We start from the raw sequence: 19,325 nt of genomic DNA, 5'->3' as shown, positions 1-19,325 counted from the left end.
ATAGCAAATTATACCAATTTTTGCCAATATATTCAGTTGCTTTTCACCTATAAAACACGCTTAAACTAGCGCCATTCGGGACAAACCACGTTTTTTCTTAATTCCTAGGTTTCAACACCTTTTCTGTTTTTCTCATACTTTCCGATTAATAGGCACAGCACTAATGAAATGGGGGGCCAGGTCTTAAGTTGCCACATTTATTTTCAAGACTCTATTATTCACCAGCATCATGCTCTTGCACATCAGTTATACGTTTCAACAACTCTCCAAGCACCCTTCGAGCTCCAGCCTCACCATGCACCAGCCGAATTTCTTTCGGCCTTTGGGGCATTGATCGCACCCAATCAATCAACATTTGCCGATCGGTATGTGCCTAATATAGTAACAATAAAGACCAGACCCAAATTTCTCCAAAACCAGTTAATTCCTCAAACGGCCGTAATTGTCCTCGAATCGAACGATATCATCTTCTCCCAGGTAGCCGCCCGATTGTACCTCGATGAGTTCCAGCGGGATAACACCTGGGTTTTCCAGGCGGTGCGTTACCCCAAGAGGGATATAAGTTGACTCATTTTCGTAAAGATTGAACTCTTCCTCACCTCTGGTGATTGTCGCTGTCCCTTTCACCACTATCCAGTGCTCCGCCCTATGGTGATGCATCTGTAAAGAGAGGATTGCTCCGGGTTTTACTGTGATGATTTTCACCTGGAATCTTTCTTCAAGAATCATGCTTGAATATGAGCCCCAAGGCCTGTACACGCATTTATGCAGGTTAGCTTCTTGCCTGCCAAAGGTATGCAATGATTCGACAATCTTCTTTACATCCTGCACACTATCTTTTTTGGCGACCATAACAGCGTCTGCAGTATCCACTACGATGCAATCTTCAAGACCGATAGTGGCGACCAACCTGTCAGAAGAATGAATGTACGTATTCGCTGTGTCGTACATCATGACATCACCGTGCACGACATTGCCATTTTCATCCTTTGCTCCCACATCCCACAGGGCAGACCAGGAACCAATATCGTTCCAGCCCACATCAACAGGGAGCACAATACCCTTTTCTGTTTTTTCCATGACAGCGTAATCGATGGAGTCACTTGGGCATAAGGAGAATTCAGCGGTATCTGCTCGAGTAAAATCCAGATCTATAGTGGATTTGTCATAAGCTGCGCGGCATTGAGATAAGATTTGATTATTCTGATGCTCCAATTCAGCGAGAAAGACTGAAGCCTTGAAAACGAACATTCCCGAATTCCAGAAATAGTCCCCGTCCGCAAGATAATTTTCAGCCGCCTCCAAGTCGGGTTTTTCGACAAATTGATCTATTTCAAATACATTCAGAATTGTTTTTTGTTCGATTACCGAGCCCTTTTTTATATACCCATATCCTGTTTCCGGTGTATTAGGAATTACACCGAACGTGACCATATAGTTTGTGCTGGCAACGCTTGCTGCTACCCCTACCGCCTCATGGAAGGTTTCGATATTTTGAATGAGGTGATCAGCGGGTAAGATCAGCATCGTCGAATCACCACCATCCTTTGTGATATGTAGTGCTGCGAGTGCTGCAGCTGGGGCAGTATTTCGTCCTTCAGGTTCCAGAATTATGGTGTCGGCCTGGATATCCACCTGGCGTAATTGTTCAGCAACGAGAAAACGATGTCCTTCATTACAAATTATTATCGGCTTGCCAAGATTCTCTATACCAGAAAGACGAAGAACGGTTTGCTGTAAAAGGGTTTGTTCCCCGGTCAAAGCTAACAGCTGTTTTGGATAAAGCTCTCGGGATAATGGCCAAAGACGTGTTCCAGAGCCGCCGCATAATATTACAGGGATGATCATATTTTATTTGGTTGGTGGATGGTTAAACAGCTGGTTGGAAGTTGGACGGAACTGCAGGTTGAATGTTGGACACAACAGCAAGTTGGACGTTTAACGTTGGATGGTGGACGTGAACAGCAAAAACTCAACTGCTGAAAAGCTGAACTGCTTAAGCTTAAAAGCGAGGGAAACTGCTGGGCAAATACTAGTAGGCAGTCCACGATTATATCCACACCAGATTTAGTTTTTCTGCTAGCTCACGTCTCGCTCCAACCTCGCCATGCACCAGCCTTATTTCTTTTGGTGGTTTGGGCATCGATGCTACCCAGTCAATTAGCATCTGCTGATCGGCATGGGCGGAGTAGGAATTAAGTGTATGAATAGCGGCGCGGACCGGTATTTCTCCTTCGATCAATTTTCGGCCCAAAGTACCTTCGGCCTGGTAGCCGACAAAGAAGATGTCGTTGCGTGGTTCCTGTAGACCTTGTTCGAGGTGGTCGAGGATTCTGCCGCCGGTGCACATGCCGCTGCCTGCTATCATTATTGCCGGGCCTTTGATCTCCAGCAGCTGCTTATGATCCCTGTAGCTTTTTACTGAGTACAATCCCTTAAAATCAAAGGGGTGATCACCTTTTAGGAGCAACTCTTTCGCCTCTTCATCCCAGAACGAGGAGAGCTTGGCATAAATATCGGTGATCTTCAGGGCGAGCGGTGAATCGACAAAGACCGGAATTCTAAGGTTGATTCTGTCCAATTCATAGAGGAGTTCCTGCGTCCGGCCCAACGCAAAGGCCGGGATATAGACGATACCCTTATCGGTCAACGCCTTTTTGAGGAGTTCTTTTAATTGCTCGATTCTTTTTGATCTATCCGGGTGGGTTCGGTCGCCGTAAGTTGATTCCAGGATCATGAGGTCACACTCAGGTGGCGGATCAGGGTCGGGCAGGATTGGTGTATTGGTGCAGCCCAAATCGCCTGAAAAAAGAATCTTAAAATCGTTGTTGGAAGAGTTGTTTGGAAAATTGAAGAGAATAAAGCAGGAGCCGAGTATATGGCCCGCATTACCCAACCAGAAAGTCACCCCCTCTTTCAGGTTGAACGTCTGTCGCAGTTCGAAGCCCCAGGAGAGGTCATCAATTGCATTTTCCAGTTTATGAATCTCTCTATCGCTCCGGCCGGAAAATGACATGGCGTCGTGGAGCATAGGCAAAAGCAACGCCTTGGTGGCGTGGCTGCAGATGATCTCGCCTGAAAAACCTGCATCGATCAGATCAGGCACCCTGCCGATATGGTCGATATGGGCGTGGGTTAAAAAGAGGTAGTCGATCTCATTAAGAGATACTGGAAACTCGGTAAATGGTATTTCGGGGTCATCTCCGTAGGTTAAGCCGCAATCGACCAGGATATTGACTGACTGCCCAGCCGCCGACTCATATTGCACCAGGTGGCAGGAACCGGTGACGCACTCCTTTGCCCCTAAGTGTCTAATCGAGATGTGCTGGGGGATACAGCTGTTTTCTAGGGCTGGGTTCACGTTCATCATTATTGGCAATTAAAGCGAGGTGTGAGGAAAACTGTGAGGAGAGAGGGGTTAGGGGTGAGGGGGTATAAAAACGAAACTCTTTCCTCTTTGCACTTCTCCGTTAAAGGCAGATTTGCTTGTTGGGGTGTAGTTTTCCTGTACATCTCACTCAATGCCATGGTGCGCTTGCCGGGAATGTATTACGGTAAATCTCTCAGGGGAATACGACTTTGAAACAAGCCAAAGGAACTCCAAGGTGAGGATTACGCTTAATTTATCAGCTAATTGGGTGAGTAGTTAAGCCGTTTATCTGGGATTAGTAAATAGGTATATATGCCTATTTTTGGATTTTGAGTTTGTTTTTGAGCGACTGGGACTGCTGAACTGCAACAGTGAGGGGTGAGGTGTTAGGTGGGAGGGGAACTGCGACTGCGGAACTGCGAAAAAGCGGGTGGGACGTAATAGCTAACGGCGACGGAAACAGCAACTGCGGGGGGACTGCGAAAAAAACATTGAGGAGTGAGGGGGTAGGTGGGAGGGGAACTGCGACTGCGGAACTGCGAAAAAGCGGGTGGGACGTAACAGCTAACGGCGACGGAAACTGCAACTGCGGGGGGACTGCGAAAAAAACAGTGAGGGGTGAGGTGTTAGGTGGGAGGGGGAACGGCTACTGCAAAAGCAAAAGCGAAAAAGCAAGTTGGACGGTGGATGGTGGATGTACCTGTGGGAGACACTGGGGCTAATTTTCTTAAAGTCGTCAGTTAATTTGGTTGATGAATTCTTCTACCTCATCAAGACGTTTCAAAATCTCATTACAAATAACTTTGGCCTCAACGACTTCATAATCATGCGCCAGAAAGTTGCGGAATCCTGCTATGCCTGAAAAAGATTTGGCAAAGTTCTGATCGAGAATGGAAGCTTCTGCAAGAATGTCAAACGACTCATAATATGTTTGAGGCGGGCGCAACGCTCTATCCCTGATTACCATCTCGGCCAAACTAATGCAGCTATCAGCCATGAGGTATAGATAATGGAGCAAGGCGCCCCGGTACACAAAATCTGAATCAAATTTGGCCTGACAGTCCGGTGCAAGATTTCGAACATTCTGCAAATACTGGTTGACCCGATGGATCTTTTGTTCGATACGTTCTTTCATTCTTCACCCATTGCATAAGCCCTTTGCACACGGAAATCTATTGCCTGGTGCAGTTTGCGAACTGAAAAATAATCGAAGTCTGATCCGTTCACTGAGTAAAGCACTTCATGCTGACTGAGAATATTTTCAAGCAAAATCATATTTCGCAACTGATTCAGTACCACAAGGTCAATCTCGTTAATGTTCAGCGCACGACAGCATTCCCCCCGGAGCATCAGCTTATCATCAAAAGAGAATTCTGCGCCCTGCTTGATAAACACCGCAATATCGACATCGCTATTGACCGTGTGCTCCCCGACAGCACGAGAACCGAAAAGCACTGCTGTATCAATTACCTGAAAGCCTGCGAATACAGGAGAAAGCAGTGATTTGATTTTGTCGGTATCCATCGCGAATTTTTAATCAAATATACGAAGTGTAATTACGCATATAACTTCTAACTTTCATTGGGTTTATCACTAAATATTAATCGTAGTGTGTTGAAATGGGAAGAAGGAACTGCAGAACTGCGAAAACTGCAGGTGGGAGGGGAGGAAAGACTAGTGAGGAGTGAGGAGATAGGTGGGAGGGGGAACTGCGACTGCGGAACTGCAACTGCGGGTTGGACGTGGGACGGGACTGCAAGGACAACGTTAGGGGGGACGGCAACTGCAACGACTTGATCTGACAAACACCGTGTCAGAACAGGTAATTGCCAGATCAAGTCGAAACTATCTCGGTTAAGCCTTCACCACAGCATCTTCACAGCAGTTCCGGGTATCAACGACCAGATCAGCATGTTGGCAGACAAAAGCATAATCAACCGCCTGATGGTCGGTGGAGATCAGCACGCAGTCAAACTGCTGCAGATTCTCTTTCGTCAGCTCAACACTCTCTTTGCCGTAATATTGAGGATACTCACGCTTATGACGAATCATCGGCACATGCGGATCGTGATATTCAACTTCTGCCCCGAATTTATTAAGCAGTTCCATTAACTTGTAGCTTGGCGATTCACGATCGTCATCGACATTCGGTTTATAGGCCATACCTAACAGTAGAATCTTACTTCCCTTCACCGCCTTACCCTTATCATTGAGGGCATGCATCACCTTGTTTACCACCCATTCCGGCATGGCGGTATTGATCTCCCCGGCCAGCTCAATAAAGCGGGTTGGCACGCCATATTCCTTCGCCTTCCAACTCAGGTAAAACGGGTCAATCGGAATGCAATGCCCGCCCAGCCCAGGCCCGGGATAGAAAGCAGTAAAACCGAACGGTTTGGTTTTGGCCGCATTAATCACCTCCCAGACATCAATATCCATTCGGTCAAACAGCATCTTCAACTCATTCACCAAAGCAATGTTCACGCTGCGATACGTGTTTTCCAGAATCTTCGCTGCTTCGGCTGCATCACAACTGCTGACTGAAACTGGGGTATCAATAGCAAGCTTATAAACCGCCGTCGCCACCTGTAAGGAAGCCTCATTATAGCCACCCACCACTTTTGGGATGGTCTTTGTGGTAAAATCTTTACGACCTGGATCTTCTCGCTCAGGCGAATAGGCCAAATAAAAATCATTATTATCGGCTATTAAGCCACTGCTTTCTTCCAGAATTGGTTTTATAATCTCGCGTGTGGTTCCCGGGTAGGTGGTTGACTCCAACACCACCAGCTGACCTTTGCGCAAACGGATTGAAATTTCACGGCAGGAGTTTTCCACAAATGACAGGTCCGGTTCCCGCATTTTGTTCAGCGGGGTCGGCACCGCTATTAAAATGGCATCCGGTTCGCTCAAACGATCCAGATTCGTCGTAGCAGAAAAAAGGCCGGACTCTACCATCTCAGCAATGGTCTCATCTGGAATGTGCTCGATGTAGGTTTTCTTGGCGTCAATTGCTTCGATCTTTTTCGGATCAACATCAAAGCCCAAGACCTTCGCGCCACCACGGACAAATTCACGACAAAGCGGCAGTCCGACATAGCCCAGCCCGATCACGCCGATCACAGCTTCTTTGTTTTCAATTTTCTGCAATATATCTTTCATTTTTTTCTCTAAAAAATGGAATTATTAAAAAGCACTCTCCCAAAGTCATACCACCCGGCCGCCCCTCGCTGGTTGAGTTGTCTCAGATGCTGATATCTTTTTGGCCTATCCGGGTGTGCCCAGTCACCGCAGGTAGAATCCATGACCTGGAAGTCACACCTAGGTGGTTGGTCAGGGTTTGGCATGATTTATGTGTCGATATATCCGAAATCGCCTGAAAAGGGAATCTTGAACTGCAACTGCAGGTTGGATGGTGGATGTTGGATGTTGGACGTAACTGCAACGGCGAAAGAAACAGTGAGGGGTGAGGTGCTAGGTGGGAGGAGGGACGGCAACTGCAACAGCGAAAAAGCGGGTTGGACGGGGGATGTAACTACAAATGCGACTGCCAAGACAGGTAGGAGGGAGGTGAGAGGGGTTAGGAGGGACGGCAACGGCTGAACTGCAACTGCAGGTTGGACGATAGACGTAGGACTGGAGACGTTGGAGGGGGGACGTGACTGCAACGGCAACTGCAACTGCAACTGCGGGTGGGACGGGGTTGCTACTGCAATTACTGGGGCTTGAAACATAGTAAAATTTTATGGAAGATCAGTATCGTTCACTTATTGGTGGCTATATAAACACTTCAATTGACTGTTTTCAGTCGATTCGTTATCCTCTTTTCGGTAAAGGAGTAATACTATCTCTTTTGGCCAACATTTTTTGTTAAAATTTAGTTTTTTGAATTGGATAAAATGATTTCTTTTGACCAACATGTTGAGATATCTCAAGAAGTACTGTCGCAGGAGGTTGATGGCGAAACTGTTATTCTCGATATGCGCAGTGAAAATTACTTTGGTCTCGATGAAATAGGTACCGATATTTGGCGTCTGCTGAAAGAGCAGAAAACGCTACAGGAAGTCTTCGATATTCTCTTAGACGAGTATGAGGTAGAAGAACAGGTGCTACGCCAGCATTTGGAGGATCATATTTCAGAACTCTGTAAAGCTGAACTCATATCTCTGAAACCTGTGGATCAGCGTTGACCTGGGTTGTGGTTAAGGGTTTGTGATGTTTGGCCGAATCAAAAGATTTGCAGAACTCGACAGAGGAGACAAGAAACTCTTTCTGGAAGCATACCTTATACTCGGAATCATGCGCGCAGCGATCTTGATCCTGCCATTCAAACGAATTACCCGTTCCCTTATCCATAGAAAAAACCTGATGAATGTCTCTTGCCTAGCTGCAGGAGACAGCCCACAGGCTCTTTCCGTCGGCATGGCTGTCAGAAGAGCGGCAAATTACACTCCCTGGCAGAGTGCCTGCCTGGCCCAGTCATTAACGGTCTGGCGGATGCTTCAAAGGCGAAATATTCCCGGTATCTTTTTCCTCGGTGTAGCAAGGGATACGGTAAACAAGGGACAGCTGCGAGCCCACTCCTGGTCACGACATGGAGATGTTATTCTTACCGGCAAGACAGGTCATGAAGATTTCACGGTTGTCTCCGCCTATTCATGGGGAGATATATGATTGTTTACGGCACGAAGGTGGAATGCGACCTCCCCTTCCCTCTGCAACTTCCCCAGGAGTCCTTTCACCGCTATTCATGTAACCTCCTGGCAGGCCCTCCCGATAATCTCAAGAAGCTGATCACCTGCGGTTTCCCCTTCTACCAGGCACATGGGCGTCATGTCTATCTTTATTCCGATCGGATCTTCGACAGGAGCGAAGGCGGTCAACCCTGGTGTTATGAGGTGAAAGATGTGGTGCGCTTTTACTGGCTCGGAGGAGAGAGGACTATTTACTACCGGCTGGATAAAGCAGGCGATGCCCGGCTGCTCAGCTTCTGGTTTATCCATCTCGTCCTCCCCCTCTACTTCACCCTGGAGGGTATGTATGACTTTCTCCATGCCGGAGCGGTGGAGGTGGAGGGCAGGCCCCTTCTTTTTATCGCTCCCTCCATGGGGGGCAAGTCAACAATGACCGATTACTTTATCCGGCAGGGACACTCCCTTATCACCGATGACAAGCTGGCCACATATATTGACAATAACCGGTTTATGACGGTTACCTCACACCCCTACCATCGCCCCTACCGAAAGTTTGAGGAGTTGGGCTACAGAGTCGAGAACTTCAGCACGGAAAGTAAATCCATTCATGGTATTTATATCCTGGCCGGGTGCGGCCCTGACGAGGACATTTTGATTGAGGAGGTTAAAGGATATATGAAGTTCGACACCCTGCTGCCCAATTATCTTTATATGTTTTCTTACCTCAGGGCAAAGCGGCTCGCCTATCTAACCTCTATGCTGAACTCAATCAGGGTCTTTCGGGTGCGGGTGCCGTGGGATAAAGACAGGCTGGCTGAGGTACACGCCGCAATCACTGAGCACAGTAAGGTTACGCAATGAGCGGAATCTTTGCCACCTGCAACCGTAATGGTCAGCCGATAATTGAAGCGAAACTTGATGGTGTGCTCAGCGAATTATCCCGCTGGCAGCCAGACAACAAAGGTGTATGGTGCAACGGATCTGCAGCCCTGGCCCATGCAATGCTCTGGAACACTCCCGAATCAAAACTTGAGCGACTGCCCGATACACTGGGGCAACTTGTCATCACCATGGATGCACGGTTGGATAACCGGCAGGAGCTGGCTGACCTGCTAGCCATGAAAGCCAATCCTCTGTCTCAGGTAACTGATTCCAGCCTTATTCTTGCTGCGTATGAGAGGTGGGGGGAGGATTGCCCGAAATATCTGCTGGGCGATTTTGCTTTTGTTATCTGGGACAGGAGCAAAGAGAAAATCTTCTGCGCCAGAGACCATCTTGGTATTAAGCAAATTTATTACCACCTTACCGACAAGCTGTTCGTCTGCTCTAATGACCTTAAAACACTGGAACAACACCCTGACATACCAGGGGATATCTGTGATGAAGCCGTAGCCAATTATTTTGTACATTCGGAGTTGCGCCATCCGACACTGACCTTTTTCAAAAGAATAACGAAACTGGAACCAGCCCATTCTCTCAGCGTAACCGCCGGCAAGATACGAACAAAACGTTACTGGCGTCCGAAAGACGCTCCGAGGGTGAAATTTGAGGATGCTGAGACCTACGCCGAAAAACTTCGAGAACTGCTGGATCTGGCGGTCGAAGCAAGGTTGCGCAGCGACTACCCAATCACTTCCCACCTTAGCGGCGGTCTAGATTCCTCCACTATTGCGGTCCTCGCCTCCCGCAAACTTCGCGACCGAGGTGAGAGACTCCTCGCCTTCAACTGGCTGCATGAGCCAACCGAGGAAGATGATCCAGATCATTACGAGTGGGCCAACAGCAGAGCCATCGCCGAAAAAGAGGGGATCATGCACTCTTATGTCTCTTTGAGTGCTGAAGATATTTTTCGTTTTTTGCGTACGGATTCAATCGCCGACGGCGACTCCGCCAGATTCTGGTACGAGTATCAAATACATACAGCTGCACAGGAAATTGGATCCCGCACTCTCCTTTCCGGCTGGGGGGGAGACGAGCTTGCCACCTATTACGGGGAAGCCTACTATTCAGACCTCCTTTGCCAGGGTAGAATTTTCACTCTCCTGAAAGAGGTGGGCCAGATAGCCGCCAAGCAGAAAGGGAACAGTGCTAGAAGATTGGCTGGCAACCTATATCATCTGGTCCTTTTACCTCTTACTCCGCGGAGCCTGTACCAATTTATGCCTAGAAATCAATGTCCAGGAAAGCCTTCCTTTCCCTTTGTAAACAAGGATTTTCTACCACTGGTCATAAGGGAAGCAAAGAAAGAAGCCGTACTGACCATGCAGCCGCAACCAACAATCCGAAGGCACATGCTGGCCAACCTCAAGAACGGCCACATCCAGAGCCGGGTCGAGTCGTGGCATGCCGCTGCCTTAAAGAATCGGCTAGAGTATAGTTATCCCCTATTGGACAAGAGGATTGTCGAATTCATCCTCGGCGTTCCGGGCCAATATTTTGTCGATGACTATCGCACAAGGTATCTCTTTCGCCAGGCCGCCAAAGGGTTGATGCCCGACTCCATTTTATGGAATAATTCAAAACGAGAGAAAAACAGAGTCGATCGGCTACTAACCCTTATGTACAACGCCTGTCAAATGGAGGCGTATACCGAAAAACTTAATAACCGCGCTTCCAGATATGTGAACAAGAAAAAACTGCTGGAGGTCTTGGAGAATGAAAAGGCCCATTCTTCAAAAAAAGAAATCATAGAGAATAGCATCGCCATGGCGACAGCATTCTCAGTGATGTCCTCTTTTGATAATTGAAGAGTTCAGAAGTGACTAACTGGCGAGACCATTTGGTATTTTACCGTCTTTATTTCTGTCCATGCCTTCAGAGGGGCTATCATAATTTCCGCTCATTGTTTCCCGCAAGTTGAGCCGGGTAAGTTCAGGCCGTTTCCACTCTTTTTTTTCGCCTTCTCGGCGGGATAAAACAGCCGATGACCTTGCCGCACTGGTAGTATGAGAATTCTTCATTTTCCACCTTATACCGACCTGACGAATATTTGATCAGATTGCTTCTGATATTTTTATTGTTTCAATTTTGGCAGGGCAACATTACGATTTCAAGCATAACGCCAACTTACCTTATTCATATCATGTAATTACCCGATATACCGACAAACCATATCATGGTAGATACTGGATGTGAATAGGTATAAATACTGAAAAATGAGATTAATTCTCATATTCTTCCCGAAAAAAAATAATAATTATCATTTTTTTTAATGCAACATAACCTCCTTTCCGGATGGGTTGCAGCAGTGAAGTTAGAGCTAAACACTCTTTACGAGCCAGCGAGGAACTTGGTAAAGATTTAGTTGGACAAAACTGCAACTGCAGGTGGGATGTTGGAAGGTGGACGAGGGACGTGACTGCAACGGCAACTGCAACTGCGGGTGGGACGGAACTACAAGTGGGATGTTGGACGTGGGACGTGGGACGGGAAAGCAACTGCGGAACTGCAACGGCAACTACGGGTGGGACGAGGGGGGTGGGACAGGACTGCTGGTTGATTTGTGTGGCACGTCAAGCGCTCATAAACCCTGTTTTCAACTTCAAACGTACTATTACATAGCGTAGCATAACCAGTATCGAGGCTATCAAGGTTGCAGGTGGCAACTGCACCCACTCGCCATCTTCATTATAGGCTTCTACCCTGGCCTTTACAGAGCGAGACGGCACAGGAGCATCCGGCACAAGTACATTATCTCCCCAGGTCTGTACAAAGCCGGTGCCATCCCGCCTGAATTTCCGAAAAACGCGGTGCATCACTGTTCTGGTGCTGTCGGCCTCATACACCACGATATCGCCCACCCGTATCTGCTGGATATCTATCGGCTCGAGCTTCACCACCGCATCGCGGGGAATGGTCGGTTGCATACTGCCGCCATTGCTCTTGACAATAATGGCGGTACGCAATGAAAAGATATCCTCCATGAGGTGAACAAATTCCTTACTCATGTGCGCTGAATATATTGCGTTGTAAATGGTCAATGGCTGAAATATCCGGTAGGAAACCATACGAATATACCGGGGTAGCCTGCACAGCATCCTCAACATGGCCCATTGCCTTATATATCGTGCCTGGCAGCCAATTGAACGTTCTGGTATTTTGCAATACTGCAAAGACCGCTGTCTGAATCGACAGTCGGTCCAATGTATTTTGCGGTGCGTGGTGTAACAGCAATATTGCATCTAACAGGCGCGGGCCAGTCGCTGTGGTGACGGGCTTATCTGGTAAAAGCGATCTATCGCTATACCAGGGGCCACCATATACCCTGGGTTTACCGGGTCCACCACTCAAAAAAGGGTTCTCGTCAGTGAGGCAGGTGCCCCCTGCGGCGACAGCCATGCGACTCAGGGTCGTTTTGCCCACACCAGAATCCCCCAGCAGCAGGAGGTGTTTGCCGTCCAGCTCAATTAAAGCGCCATGGAGCAGCACGCCTTTGCCGTGAACCGAGAGATACCCCCATAGTGCCAGCAAGGGCCAACCGCAATTTTTGAGATATGGAACCTTCGGGTTCAAATAGTCTGGTGATAAACACCAGATGCGACAGTTCGTGAACTGTTTTCTGCCGATAAAGACCTCTCTTTTCCTTCGAAATATCGACGTTTTTTCTCGTAAAAAGAATGAGGTCTGTACAGTTTCCCCGGATCGGAACAGGATAGTATCAGAGTCAAAAGGCGTCTTTCCATGAGAACATCTCAAACGGATATCGACTTCAGCATCCCCAGGACGGGATTCAAAGTCACGATAATCCCGCCCCAGCCCATAGCCTTCCTCCAGCTCAACCCGTATTACAGTGTCAGCTACCTGAATCGTTTTCTGATATGTCCCCATAGGGTTTTGATAGCGCTCTGATGCAATGAGTTTGAAATCATATTGAAGAAAAGGATGTTACTCACTCCCCTCTATATCTTGTTTATAAGAGCAACAGATACATGAGTTATACTGGCTAACCAGAATGCCTCATGAGCACCGCTTAATATTGACGACACTCCCTATTGGACGTCCTAGGGGTTCAATGGGGAACCAGGAGAGATCCGCAGTGCTCGCATGAGGCTGGCCCGGGCTAATTGCATCTCACATTCGGACCTTCCAGGCAACCGGTATCGATTGCAGCTTTACCGCCTGAAGCTGTATGGCATGAAGCCACCACGTCTTTATCAAATTCAAGACGCACGTCTTTTACTACCGGCTTTTCCCACTGTTTCTTCTCGTCATTTCTCTTTTCTTTCATGATACTTCCCCTGTTCGTGTTGTTTTTGCTCAGTTCCGCTCTAAGCAGTAACGATATCGCTTAAATCGCTCCTCCCCCAACGTACAATGATATTCCGTAGGTCCTTCCTGCCCCCCCCCTTCCCGCAAGGCAAAGGCCGGGCAAATCCTACAGAATATTCGAAGATCACATGTTGTGCATTTGCTGTCACCCGGCTTGAGGTTGCTCAGCTGTTCCGGCACCACCTCCCGCCAGCCATCGCGAACAGAACCTGACCTGAGATTATATTTCAGAGGTTCCAGCACCTGGCACGCCCGCATATTCCCATACGGATCGACGGCAAAGCCCCGTTCTCCCATGGCACACCGGTATGACTTTTCAGTGTCGTATTTCTTCCCGAAAGAACGGCTGTAGAGTTTTTCAAGCTCCTTAACACGCTGTGGATCCTGGGCTTCAAGCGCCACGACCTGCCCTGGCGCAATTCTTTCCTCAAACGGTTTCCCTTGGCTGCCCTCTGTTGCCCCGAACAGCTCCGCATCCCAGGTAAATTCCTTTGAAAATTTAAGGTTCAGTTCTTTCAGTTGTGCAAATTCATCTATGTTGCGCCGGGTGATTATTGAACGTGTAAGCAGGGGCAGTTCTGCAGCCCGCATCATCTCAAGGTTGTTCATCACTACTTCAAACATGCTTGCGGAGCCCGCAACCTGCTCATAACTGTCTGGCGACGCACCGTATATGGAAACTGCCACCTCATTGGGAGACCATTTCCTAAAAAAATCGATCCAGTCAGGTGAAAGAAGACTGCCATTGGTGAAAAGACTCACCAGAAAGCCTTTTTCCTTGGCACAGATCCATAGTTCTTTAAAGTCTGGCCGCAACAAGGGTTCGCCGCCGGTAAACGTTAAAAAAAGAGCCCCCTCGGCAGCACTTTCTTCCAGGATTCTTTCCCATTCATCAAGCGGCAATTCCTTGCTGAGCGAAGGACCATTTGCAGGAACCCGGCAATAGCAATGTTTGCAACGAAAATTACACCTGTAGGTAAGTTCACACTTTATCGACAGAGGAACCCGTGGATCCTTAACCACCATTGAGTCAAGCACTGTGTTGAAATTACAGAGCATTACAACAGACCTCTTTATTCATTGACAATACAGATTCCCGATTTCACAAAGCTGTCAAAAGTAGCCCGGACATCTCGCTTGAGAAGGGTATCTTCAACGTTATAAATACCGCTAAGTCGCTCTAGTACCTCCTTCTGTGACTTTTCAGTATCCAGACAATCCCAGATTGCTGCTGCGGTCCCGTTTAGATGCTTAATTTTCTGTAAATCCGCACCAACTGTTGTTATCGGGATCAGCAAAAATTCACCTGCCACTTCTCTACCCACGTAATTATCGCTTCGCCTGATTTTCATTTCTTTGTGTACCTGGTTAAATATTCAATGCTCAGCTATAAGCCCGTACCAGCGACAGAAAATTAATTAATTTGACAAACGATTGCAGCTATTTGCCAGATATACGCTTCTTAACATACCTAGGCACAATTACAATAGGCAATTATACGCATTTACAGCAAGATACTTGCATAAATATCACTTATCATGGCTCTACCTGTTTGATATGTTCAGTTTTTTGAGCACTGAAACTCTAACAGCATAACTGCTGGTGGAAAGTTGAACGGGACACATAACTACAGGTTGGATGTATTTGGAACAGCGTGAAGCAAGAGGACCGGACAGGGGAAGAAGAGCTGAAACTACAGCTGCATGTGGGACAGGAAGCTGAAATGGGCATCCCTCATCGGAGATGCTAACCTTTCTGCTTGCCGCGTGTTTTTCAATATCGCCCTTCGATACCTGCGAAACATATGGCAGCCATCTCATGAACCGTTCTCGAATCGAGCAGCTCCCCCTAACACTTTTCTTAACCATTTTTACATAGCTATGTGGCAGCAGTTGCGTTATAAACTCAGGATCGCCTAGACTTGGGATCGGTTTTATCGTTTTTTCAAATACATAAAACTTATTGCCTTGGAGAATCCAACCATGCAGAAATGTAAATGCTTATCTTATGTTCTTCCCGCCTTAAATAAATTTTATTTAATTGCATTCTATTTCCTAATCTTATCAGCAATGGTTCTGGGCCCCAGGCAAGCCTATACTGCCACGATTACATTCGAAGAGTATCCCGTAGGGACATACATAACGGATCAATATCAAAATTTGGGAGTTTTATTCTCTAGAGAGGAATCCCCTCCAATTATCACCTACCCTTCCTACTTCAACGATTATGACGAATCTCTTTTTGGGGCCATAACAATTGCCTTTGTAGACCCAGTCGATCTGACGCCAACCGAGGCTGAAGATTATACAATGGGGTTCTATGGATTACTTGGCGGCTCCATTGGGTATCATTTTTATGACGTATCCGGGGGCCTGATCAAAGAGTATATCGTCTATTCACCGTATACTCAGATCGAGCCACCCTCTACTTTTCACAAAATGTCAATAACCCTGACCGGAAATTCATATTTTTGGCTGGGCAACGTTTCATTCAAAATTACTTTCCCACCACCGGATATCACTGATCCCGGCCCCAGCGATGAATGTGAGGCTCAGGCAGGTGCCCCCATTAACCTTACGACAGGCAATGTCTGGCTCTCTGCAACCGACTACTCGGTACCCGGTATTGCAAAGGGCTTGTCGGTGACAAGGACCTGGAACAGCTTATGGAAACACTCCAATCCGCCTTTTGAATCCGGCATGTTCGGTAAAGGCTGGACGAGTAGCTTTGAAGAACAGCTGCAGGTTCTCAACGACAGCTACGCGATTCACTGGCAAGGAACGGGAAACACCTGGGTATTCTGGAAGCCCAGTGATTGCTCATTCTGCTCATATAGCCTGAAAAGTCCGGCCAACCGGAGCGCCTCACTCAGTTACGACACTTCGGCTGCTCAATATATTTTGACGTTTAAAGACGGAAATAAGAAGATTTTCAGCCAGTCTGGCTTACTCTCAAGCGTAGTTGACCGCAATGGTAACGAGACGACGGTCACACGTGACAGCCAGGGTCGGATTGAAATGGTAACGGCAGCTGGCGGACAATGGGTATCCTACAGCTATGATGACCCTTTGTACTCCAACCTTGCCACGTCCGCGTATGATTCTGTCGGGTCGGTCACTTTATTCGATTATGTTGACAATAAATTAACCCAGATCACGTATGCGGATTCAAGCCAGGTCAATTATCAATACGATACGGATGACAACATTGTCTCCGTTACCGATGGTGAAGGTGCAATTCTTGAGACTCACAGCTATGACGCCAACGGGCGTGGGCTGTCGTCTTCACGCGCGAACAATGTCGACTCAATTTCCATCCTATACCCTTCTGCCACTTCGACTATATTGACCGATTCTGCCGCCAACTCAACCAACTATCAATTCACAAAAATCGCCAATCACAATTTTCTGACCGACATTCAAGGGCCGGGATGCAGCACTTGCGGCACAGACAATGATATCTCCTTCACGCTTGACGACAAAGGAAATCGTCTCAGCAGCACAGACGCCAACGGCAATGTAACCTCATTCACCTATGACTCCAAAGGAAACACGCTAACCCGCACAAACGACGTCGGCACATGGAGTTACACATATAATTCGTTCAGTGAGGTATCAAGCACTCAAGACCCGAGGGGTAATATCACATCGTATCTTTATGATAGCTACGGTAACCTGATATCGATTACCGAACCATCACCGGACGGCGGGGCAATTCCAGGTCCGTTGACTGAGTTCGAATATGACGATGCCGGAAATATGACGAAGGTCATAAATCCGCTGGGAAATGCAACGACAGTCAATTACACACCGCCAGGCTATGTAGAGTCAATAAAGAATGCGCTCAGAGACGTAACGAGCTTTGAGTACGACGACCGTGGAAACCGGATATCCATGACTGATGCCCTGGGACAGGTAACATCATACGATTACGATTCCATGAATCGTCTCACGACTGTTATTTACCCCGACAATTCAAACACATCGTACGTATACGACCATAGAGGGCGACAAACCTCCTTCACCGATGCCAACAACATCACCACCGCTTTCCAGTACGACGATGCAGATCGACTTGTCACTGTGATCGATGCCTCAAACAATCAAACTACCTACTCATACGATAATGAAAGCAACCTGATCAGTGTAGCAGACACACTCAACCGTACCACCAGCTACGAATATGACGACCTGAATAGAGTCATCAAGACCATATTCCCTTCTAACCTTTTCGAAACATATTCATACGATAATCTCGGTAACCTGATTAATAAAACGGATCGCAACGGGCAATATATCGAATACTTTTATGACTCACTCAACCGGGTTACCGAAAAGAGTTCTTCAGGGTATACCGCTTCTTTTGCCTACGATAGCCTCAGCAGGCTTGTTCAGGCTGATGATCCCACAGGAACATATCAGTTCATATTTGATGAATTGGGAAGACTGAGTCAGACAAGCACCAGTTACACGTTTTTACCAGGTCAGACGTATACGGTCGCGTATGAATATGATGCCGCTTCAAATCTTGTCGCCATGATTGATCCTGAAAATAATCTGACGACATATGACTATGACAATATCAACCAACTCAAATCTTTGATCGATTCAGACGGCAAAAAATTCCAGTTTACTTATGATGACCTTGGAAGAACAACACAGATCTCCAGACCGAATTCCATTGTAACCAGCTATACCTACGATCAACTCTCTCGTCTGCTCAACATTAAACATGGAGTGAAGAAGGCTACCCTCGATGGTGCATCATACACTCTGGATGCGGTTGGCTATCGTACCAGCAGAACATCCTTGCTCACCGGAGAAACCCTGAATTTTTCATACGACCTGCTGAATCAACTTACCGAGGTAAACCAGGGGGCGGCCGTAGTTGAAAGCTATGCATACGATGCAGCATGGAACCGTCTGAGTTCTATCGGGGTAAACAGCTATACTTACAATCTGTCCAACCAGCTTACAGCAACACAAAACAGTGTGTACACATATGACAATAACGGTAACCTGACGAGTGAAAGTACAGCAGGAAACACAAAATATTTCACCTGGAACCCCAATAACCAGTTAACGGGTTTTAGTGACACCGCATCCGGTGAAAATGTCACCTTCACATACGACCCATTCGGCAGGCGTATTTACAAGTCATCATCATTGGATACCACCATATTCCTGTACGACGGCATTGAAATTATTGAAGAGCTGGACGCTAATGGAGGGATTAAGGCATACTATACTAACTCCCGGCGTACTGATGAGCCTTTTGTGATGCGTCGTGGTGGTGCAACCAACTACTTTTTAGCCGATGGATTGGGAACGATTACTTCTCTTGCTGACTCGAATGGGACCATAACCTCTTCATATTCATATGATTCTTTTGGTAATCTGGTATCTTCAACTGGCACAACAAATAATACCCATCTTTTCAGCGGACGTGAATTAGACAGCGAAACAGGTCATTATTATTATCGTGCCAGATATTATGATCCATCAACGGGCAGGTTCATTTCTGAGGACCCCATTGGTTTCTCAGGAGGAAGCAACTTCTACACGTATGTCCATAATAATCCGGTAAACTTCATAGACCCATTGGGGTTATTTCAAATGTGTCACAGAAATATGCTATTACCTGTTCCTTACGCCAGACACTGTTATTCCAAATTTGCCGATGGAACTACTTCAAGCTTTGATCCCAATGGGGTGAACCCTGATCCTGATCCCAACCAAGATGGAACTGTTTGCACAGACCCGCAGGATCCAGAGAAAGACGAGTGCATTAAAAGGGCCATGAATAATTGTCAAGGATCTGCATATCATTTCACCAGTTTCAATTGTTGTCATTGTGTTGAGCAAGCTATGAAAGAGTGTGGGGTTTCAGTACCAGCAGGTTTGTGGCCTAACTGGCCAATCAACCCGGGCCCTCAACCTGGGGAAATTGGTTATACCCCAATGCCTGTTTATAGTCCGACGCTTGGAGATTGA

General features: G+C 47.2%; 16 protein-coding genes and 1 pseudogene. 5 read left to right on the top strand and 12 right to left on the bottom strand.

Translation table 11 applies throughout. From position 1 onward, the window contains the following. Window positions 1-214 precede the first annotated feature (214 nt). From ACN5NT_RS20995 to ACN5NT_RS20970, 6 genes and pseudogenes are all read right to left on the bottom strand, one after another. A pseudogene (locus tag ACN5NT_RS20995) lies at window positions 215-361 on the bottom strand (MBL fold metallo-hydrolase RNA specificity domain-containing protein); the annotation flags it as partial. A 59-nt stretch (window positions 362-420) separates the two neighbouring features. Continuing rightward, window positions 421-1,848, bottom strand: a complete 1,428-nt coding sequence (locus tag ACN5NT_RS20990) for a mannose-1-phosphate guanylyltransferase/mannose-6-phosphate isomerase (protein ID WP_419176776.1) — start codon at window positions 1,846-1,848, stop codon at window positions 421-423. Between the two features lie 202 nt (window positions 1,849-2,050). Further along, window positions 2,051-3,361 carry an MBL fold metallo-hydrolase gene (locus tag ACN5NT_RS20985; RefSeq protein ID WP_419176775.1) on the bottom strand — a complete coding sequence of 437 codons (1,311 nt, stop codon included), beginning with the start codon at window positions 3,359-3,361 and terminating at the stop codon, window positions 2,051-2,053. Window positions 3,362-4,106: 745 nt separating this feature from the next. Next, window positions 4,107-4,505 carry a type VII toxin-antitoxin system HepT family RNase toxin gene (gene hepT, locus ACN5NT_RS20980; protein ID WP_136799765.1) on the bottom strand — a complete coding sequence of 133 codons (399 nt, stop codon included), beginning with the start codon at window positions 4,503-4,505 and terminating at the stop codon, window positions 4,107-4,109. After that, on the bottom strand, window positions 4,502-4,894 hold the full coding sequence (mntA, locus tag ACN5NT_RS20975; protein WP_136799766.1) for a type VII toxin-antitoxin system MntA family adenylyltransferase antitoxin: 393 nt from the start codon (window positions 4,892-4,894) through the stop codon (window positions 4,502-4,504). The genes hepT and mntA overlap by 4 nt, the downstream gene beginning before the upstream one ends. A gap of 330 nt (window positions 4,895-5,224) precedes the next feature. Continuing rightward, a complete protein-coding gene (locus ACN5NT_RS20970) occupies window positions 5,225-6,532 on the bottom strand; it encodes a nucleotide sugar dehydrogenase (protein WP_419176774.1) in 1,308 nt (435 codons plus the stop codon). Between the two features lie 737 nt (window positions 6,533-7,269). On the opposite strand from ACN5NT_RS20970, the gene ACN5NT_RS20965 reads away from it, so the two are divergent. Genes ACN5NT_RS20965 through ACN5NT_RS20950 form a run of 4 tightly spaced genes read left to right on the top strand, consistent with a single transcriptional unit; the run spans window position 7,270 to window position 10,811 of the window. Beyond that, a complete protein-coding gene (locus ACN5NT_RS20965) occupies window positions 7,270-7,560 on the top strand; it encodes a PqqD family protein (RefSeq protein ID WP_136799769.1) in 291 nt (96 codons plus the stop codon). A 25-nt stretch (window positions 7,561-7,585) separates the two neighbouring features. Continuing rightward, window positions 7,586-8,044, top strand: coding sequence for a lasso peptide biosynthesis B2 protein (locus ACN5NT_RS20960; RefSeq protein WP_419176773.1), 459 nt, complete (start codon window positions 7,586-7,588; stop codon window positions 8,042-8,044). Then, the gene (locus ACN5NT_RS20955; protein ID WP_419176772.1) at window positions 8,041-8,925 is read left to right on the top strand and encodes a hypothetical protein; all 885 of its coding nucleotides are present in this window, start codon (window positions 8,041-8,043) and stop codon (window positions 8,923-8,925) included. The genes ACN5NT_RS20960 and ACN5NT_RS20955 overlap by 4 nt, the downstream gene beginning before the upstream one ends. Continuing rightward, window positions 8,922-10,811 (top strand): asparagine synthase-related protein, encoded by a 1,890-nt coding sequence (locus tag ACN5NT_RS20950; protein ID WP_419176771.1) that lies wholly within the window; start codon window positions 8,922-8,924, stop codon window positions 10,809-10,811. Before ACN5NT_RS20955 ends, ACN5NT_RS20950 begins: the two co-directional genes overlap by 4 nt. 15 nt (window positions 10,812-10,826) lie before the next feature. Here the strand turns inward: ACN5NT_RS20950 and ACN5NT_RS20945 are convergent, their stop codons facing one another. From ACN5NT_RS20945 to ACN5NT_RS20920, 6 genes are all read right to left on the bottom strand, one after another. Continuing rightward, window positions 10,827-11,024, bottom strand: coding sequence for a hypothetical protein (locus ACN5NT_RS20945; protein WP_136799773.1), 198 nt, complete (start codon window positions 11,022-11,024; stop codon window positions 10,827-10,829). A 552-nt stretch (window positions 11,025-11,576) separates the two neighbouring features. Beyond that, window positions 11,577-12,011, bottom strand: coding sequence for a signal peptidase I (locus tag ACN5NT_RS20940; protein WP_419176770.1), 435 nt, complete (start codon window positions 12,009-12,011; stop codon window positions 11,577-11,579). After that, on the bottom strand, window positions 12,004-12,891 hold the full coding sequence (locus ACN5NT_RS20935) for a hypothetical protein (protein WP_419176769.1): 888 nt from the start codon (window positions 12,889-12,891) through the stop codon (window positions 12,004-12,006). Before ACN5NT_RS20935 ends, ACN5NT_RS20940 begins: the two co-directional genes overlap by 8 nt. A 232-nt stretch (window positions 12,892-13,123) precedes the next feature. Then, complete coding sequence (locus tag ACN5NT_RS20930) at window positions 13,124-13,291, bottom strand: hypothetical protein (RefSeq protein WP_419176768.1); 168 nt, start codon at window positions 13,289-13,291, stop codon at window positions 13,124-13,126. A 29-nt stretch (window positions 13,292-13,320) separates the two neighbouring features. Next, window positions 13,321-14,391 (bottom strand): radical SAM protein, encoded by a 1,071-nt coding sequence (locus ACN5NT_RS20925; RefSeq protein WP_419176767.1) that lies wholly within the window; start codon window positions 14,389-14,391, stop codon window positions 13,321-13,323. A 14-nt stretch (window positions 14,392-14,405) separates the two neighbouring features. Next, a complete protein-coding gene (locus tag ACN5NT_RS20920) occupies window positions 14,406-14,684 on the bottom strand; it encodes a PqqD family protein (protein WP_136799776.1) in 279 nt (92 codons plus the stop codon). 807 nt (window positions 14,685-15,491) lie between these two features. On the opposite strand from ACN5NT_RS20920, the gene ACN5NT_RS20915 reads away from it, so the two are divergent. After that, window positions 15,492-19,325, top strand: coding sequence for an RHS repeat-associated core domain-containing protein (locus tag ACN5NT_RS20915; RefSeq protein ID WP_419176766.1), 3,834 nt, complete (start codon window positions 15,492-15,494; stop codon window positions 19,323-19,325).

The organism is Desulfosediminicola sp., from assembly GCF_048381775.1.
In the GTDB taxonomy this organism is placed as follows: Bacteria; Desulfobacterota; Desulfobulbia; order Desulfobulbales; family Desulfocapsaceae; genus Desulfopila; species Desulfopila ganghwensis.
The sequence above is the reverse complement of the archived record's forward strand: the minus strand, read 5'-3'. Positions and strand labels throughout refer to the sequence as shown.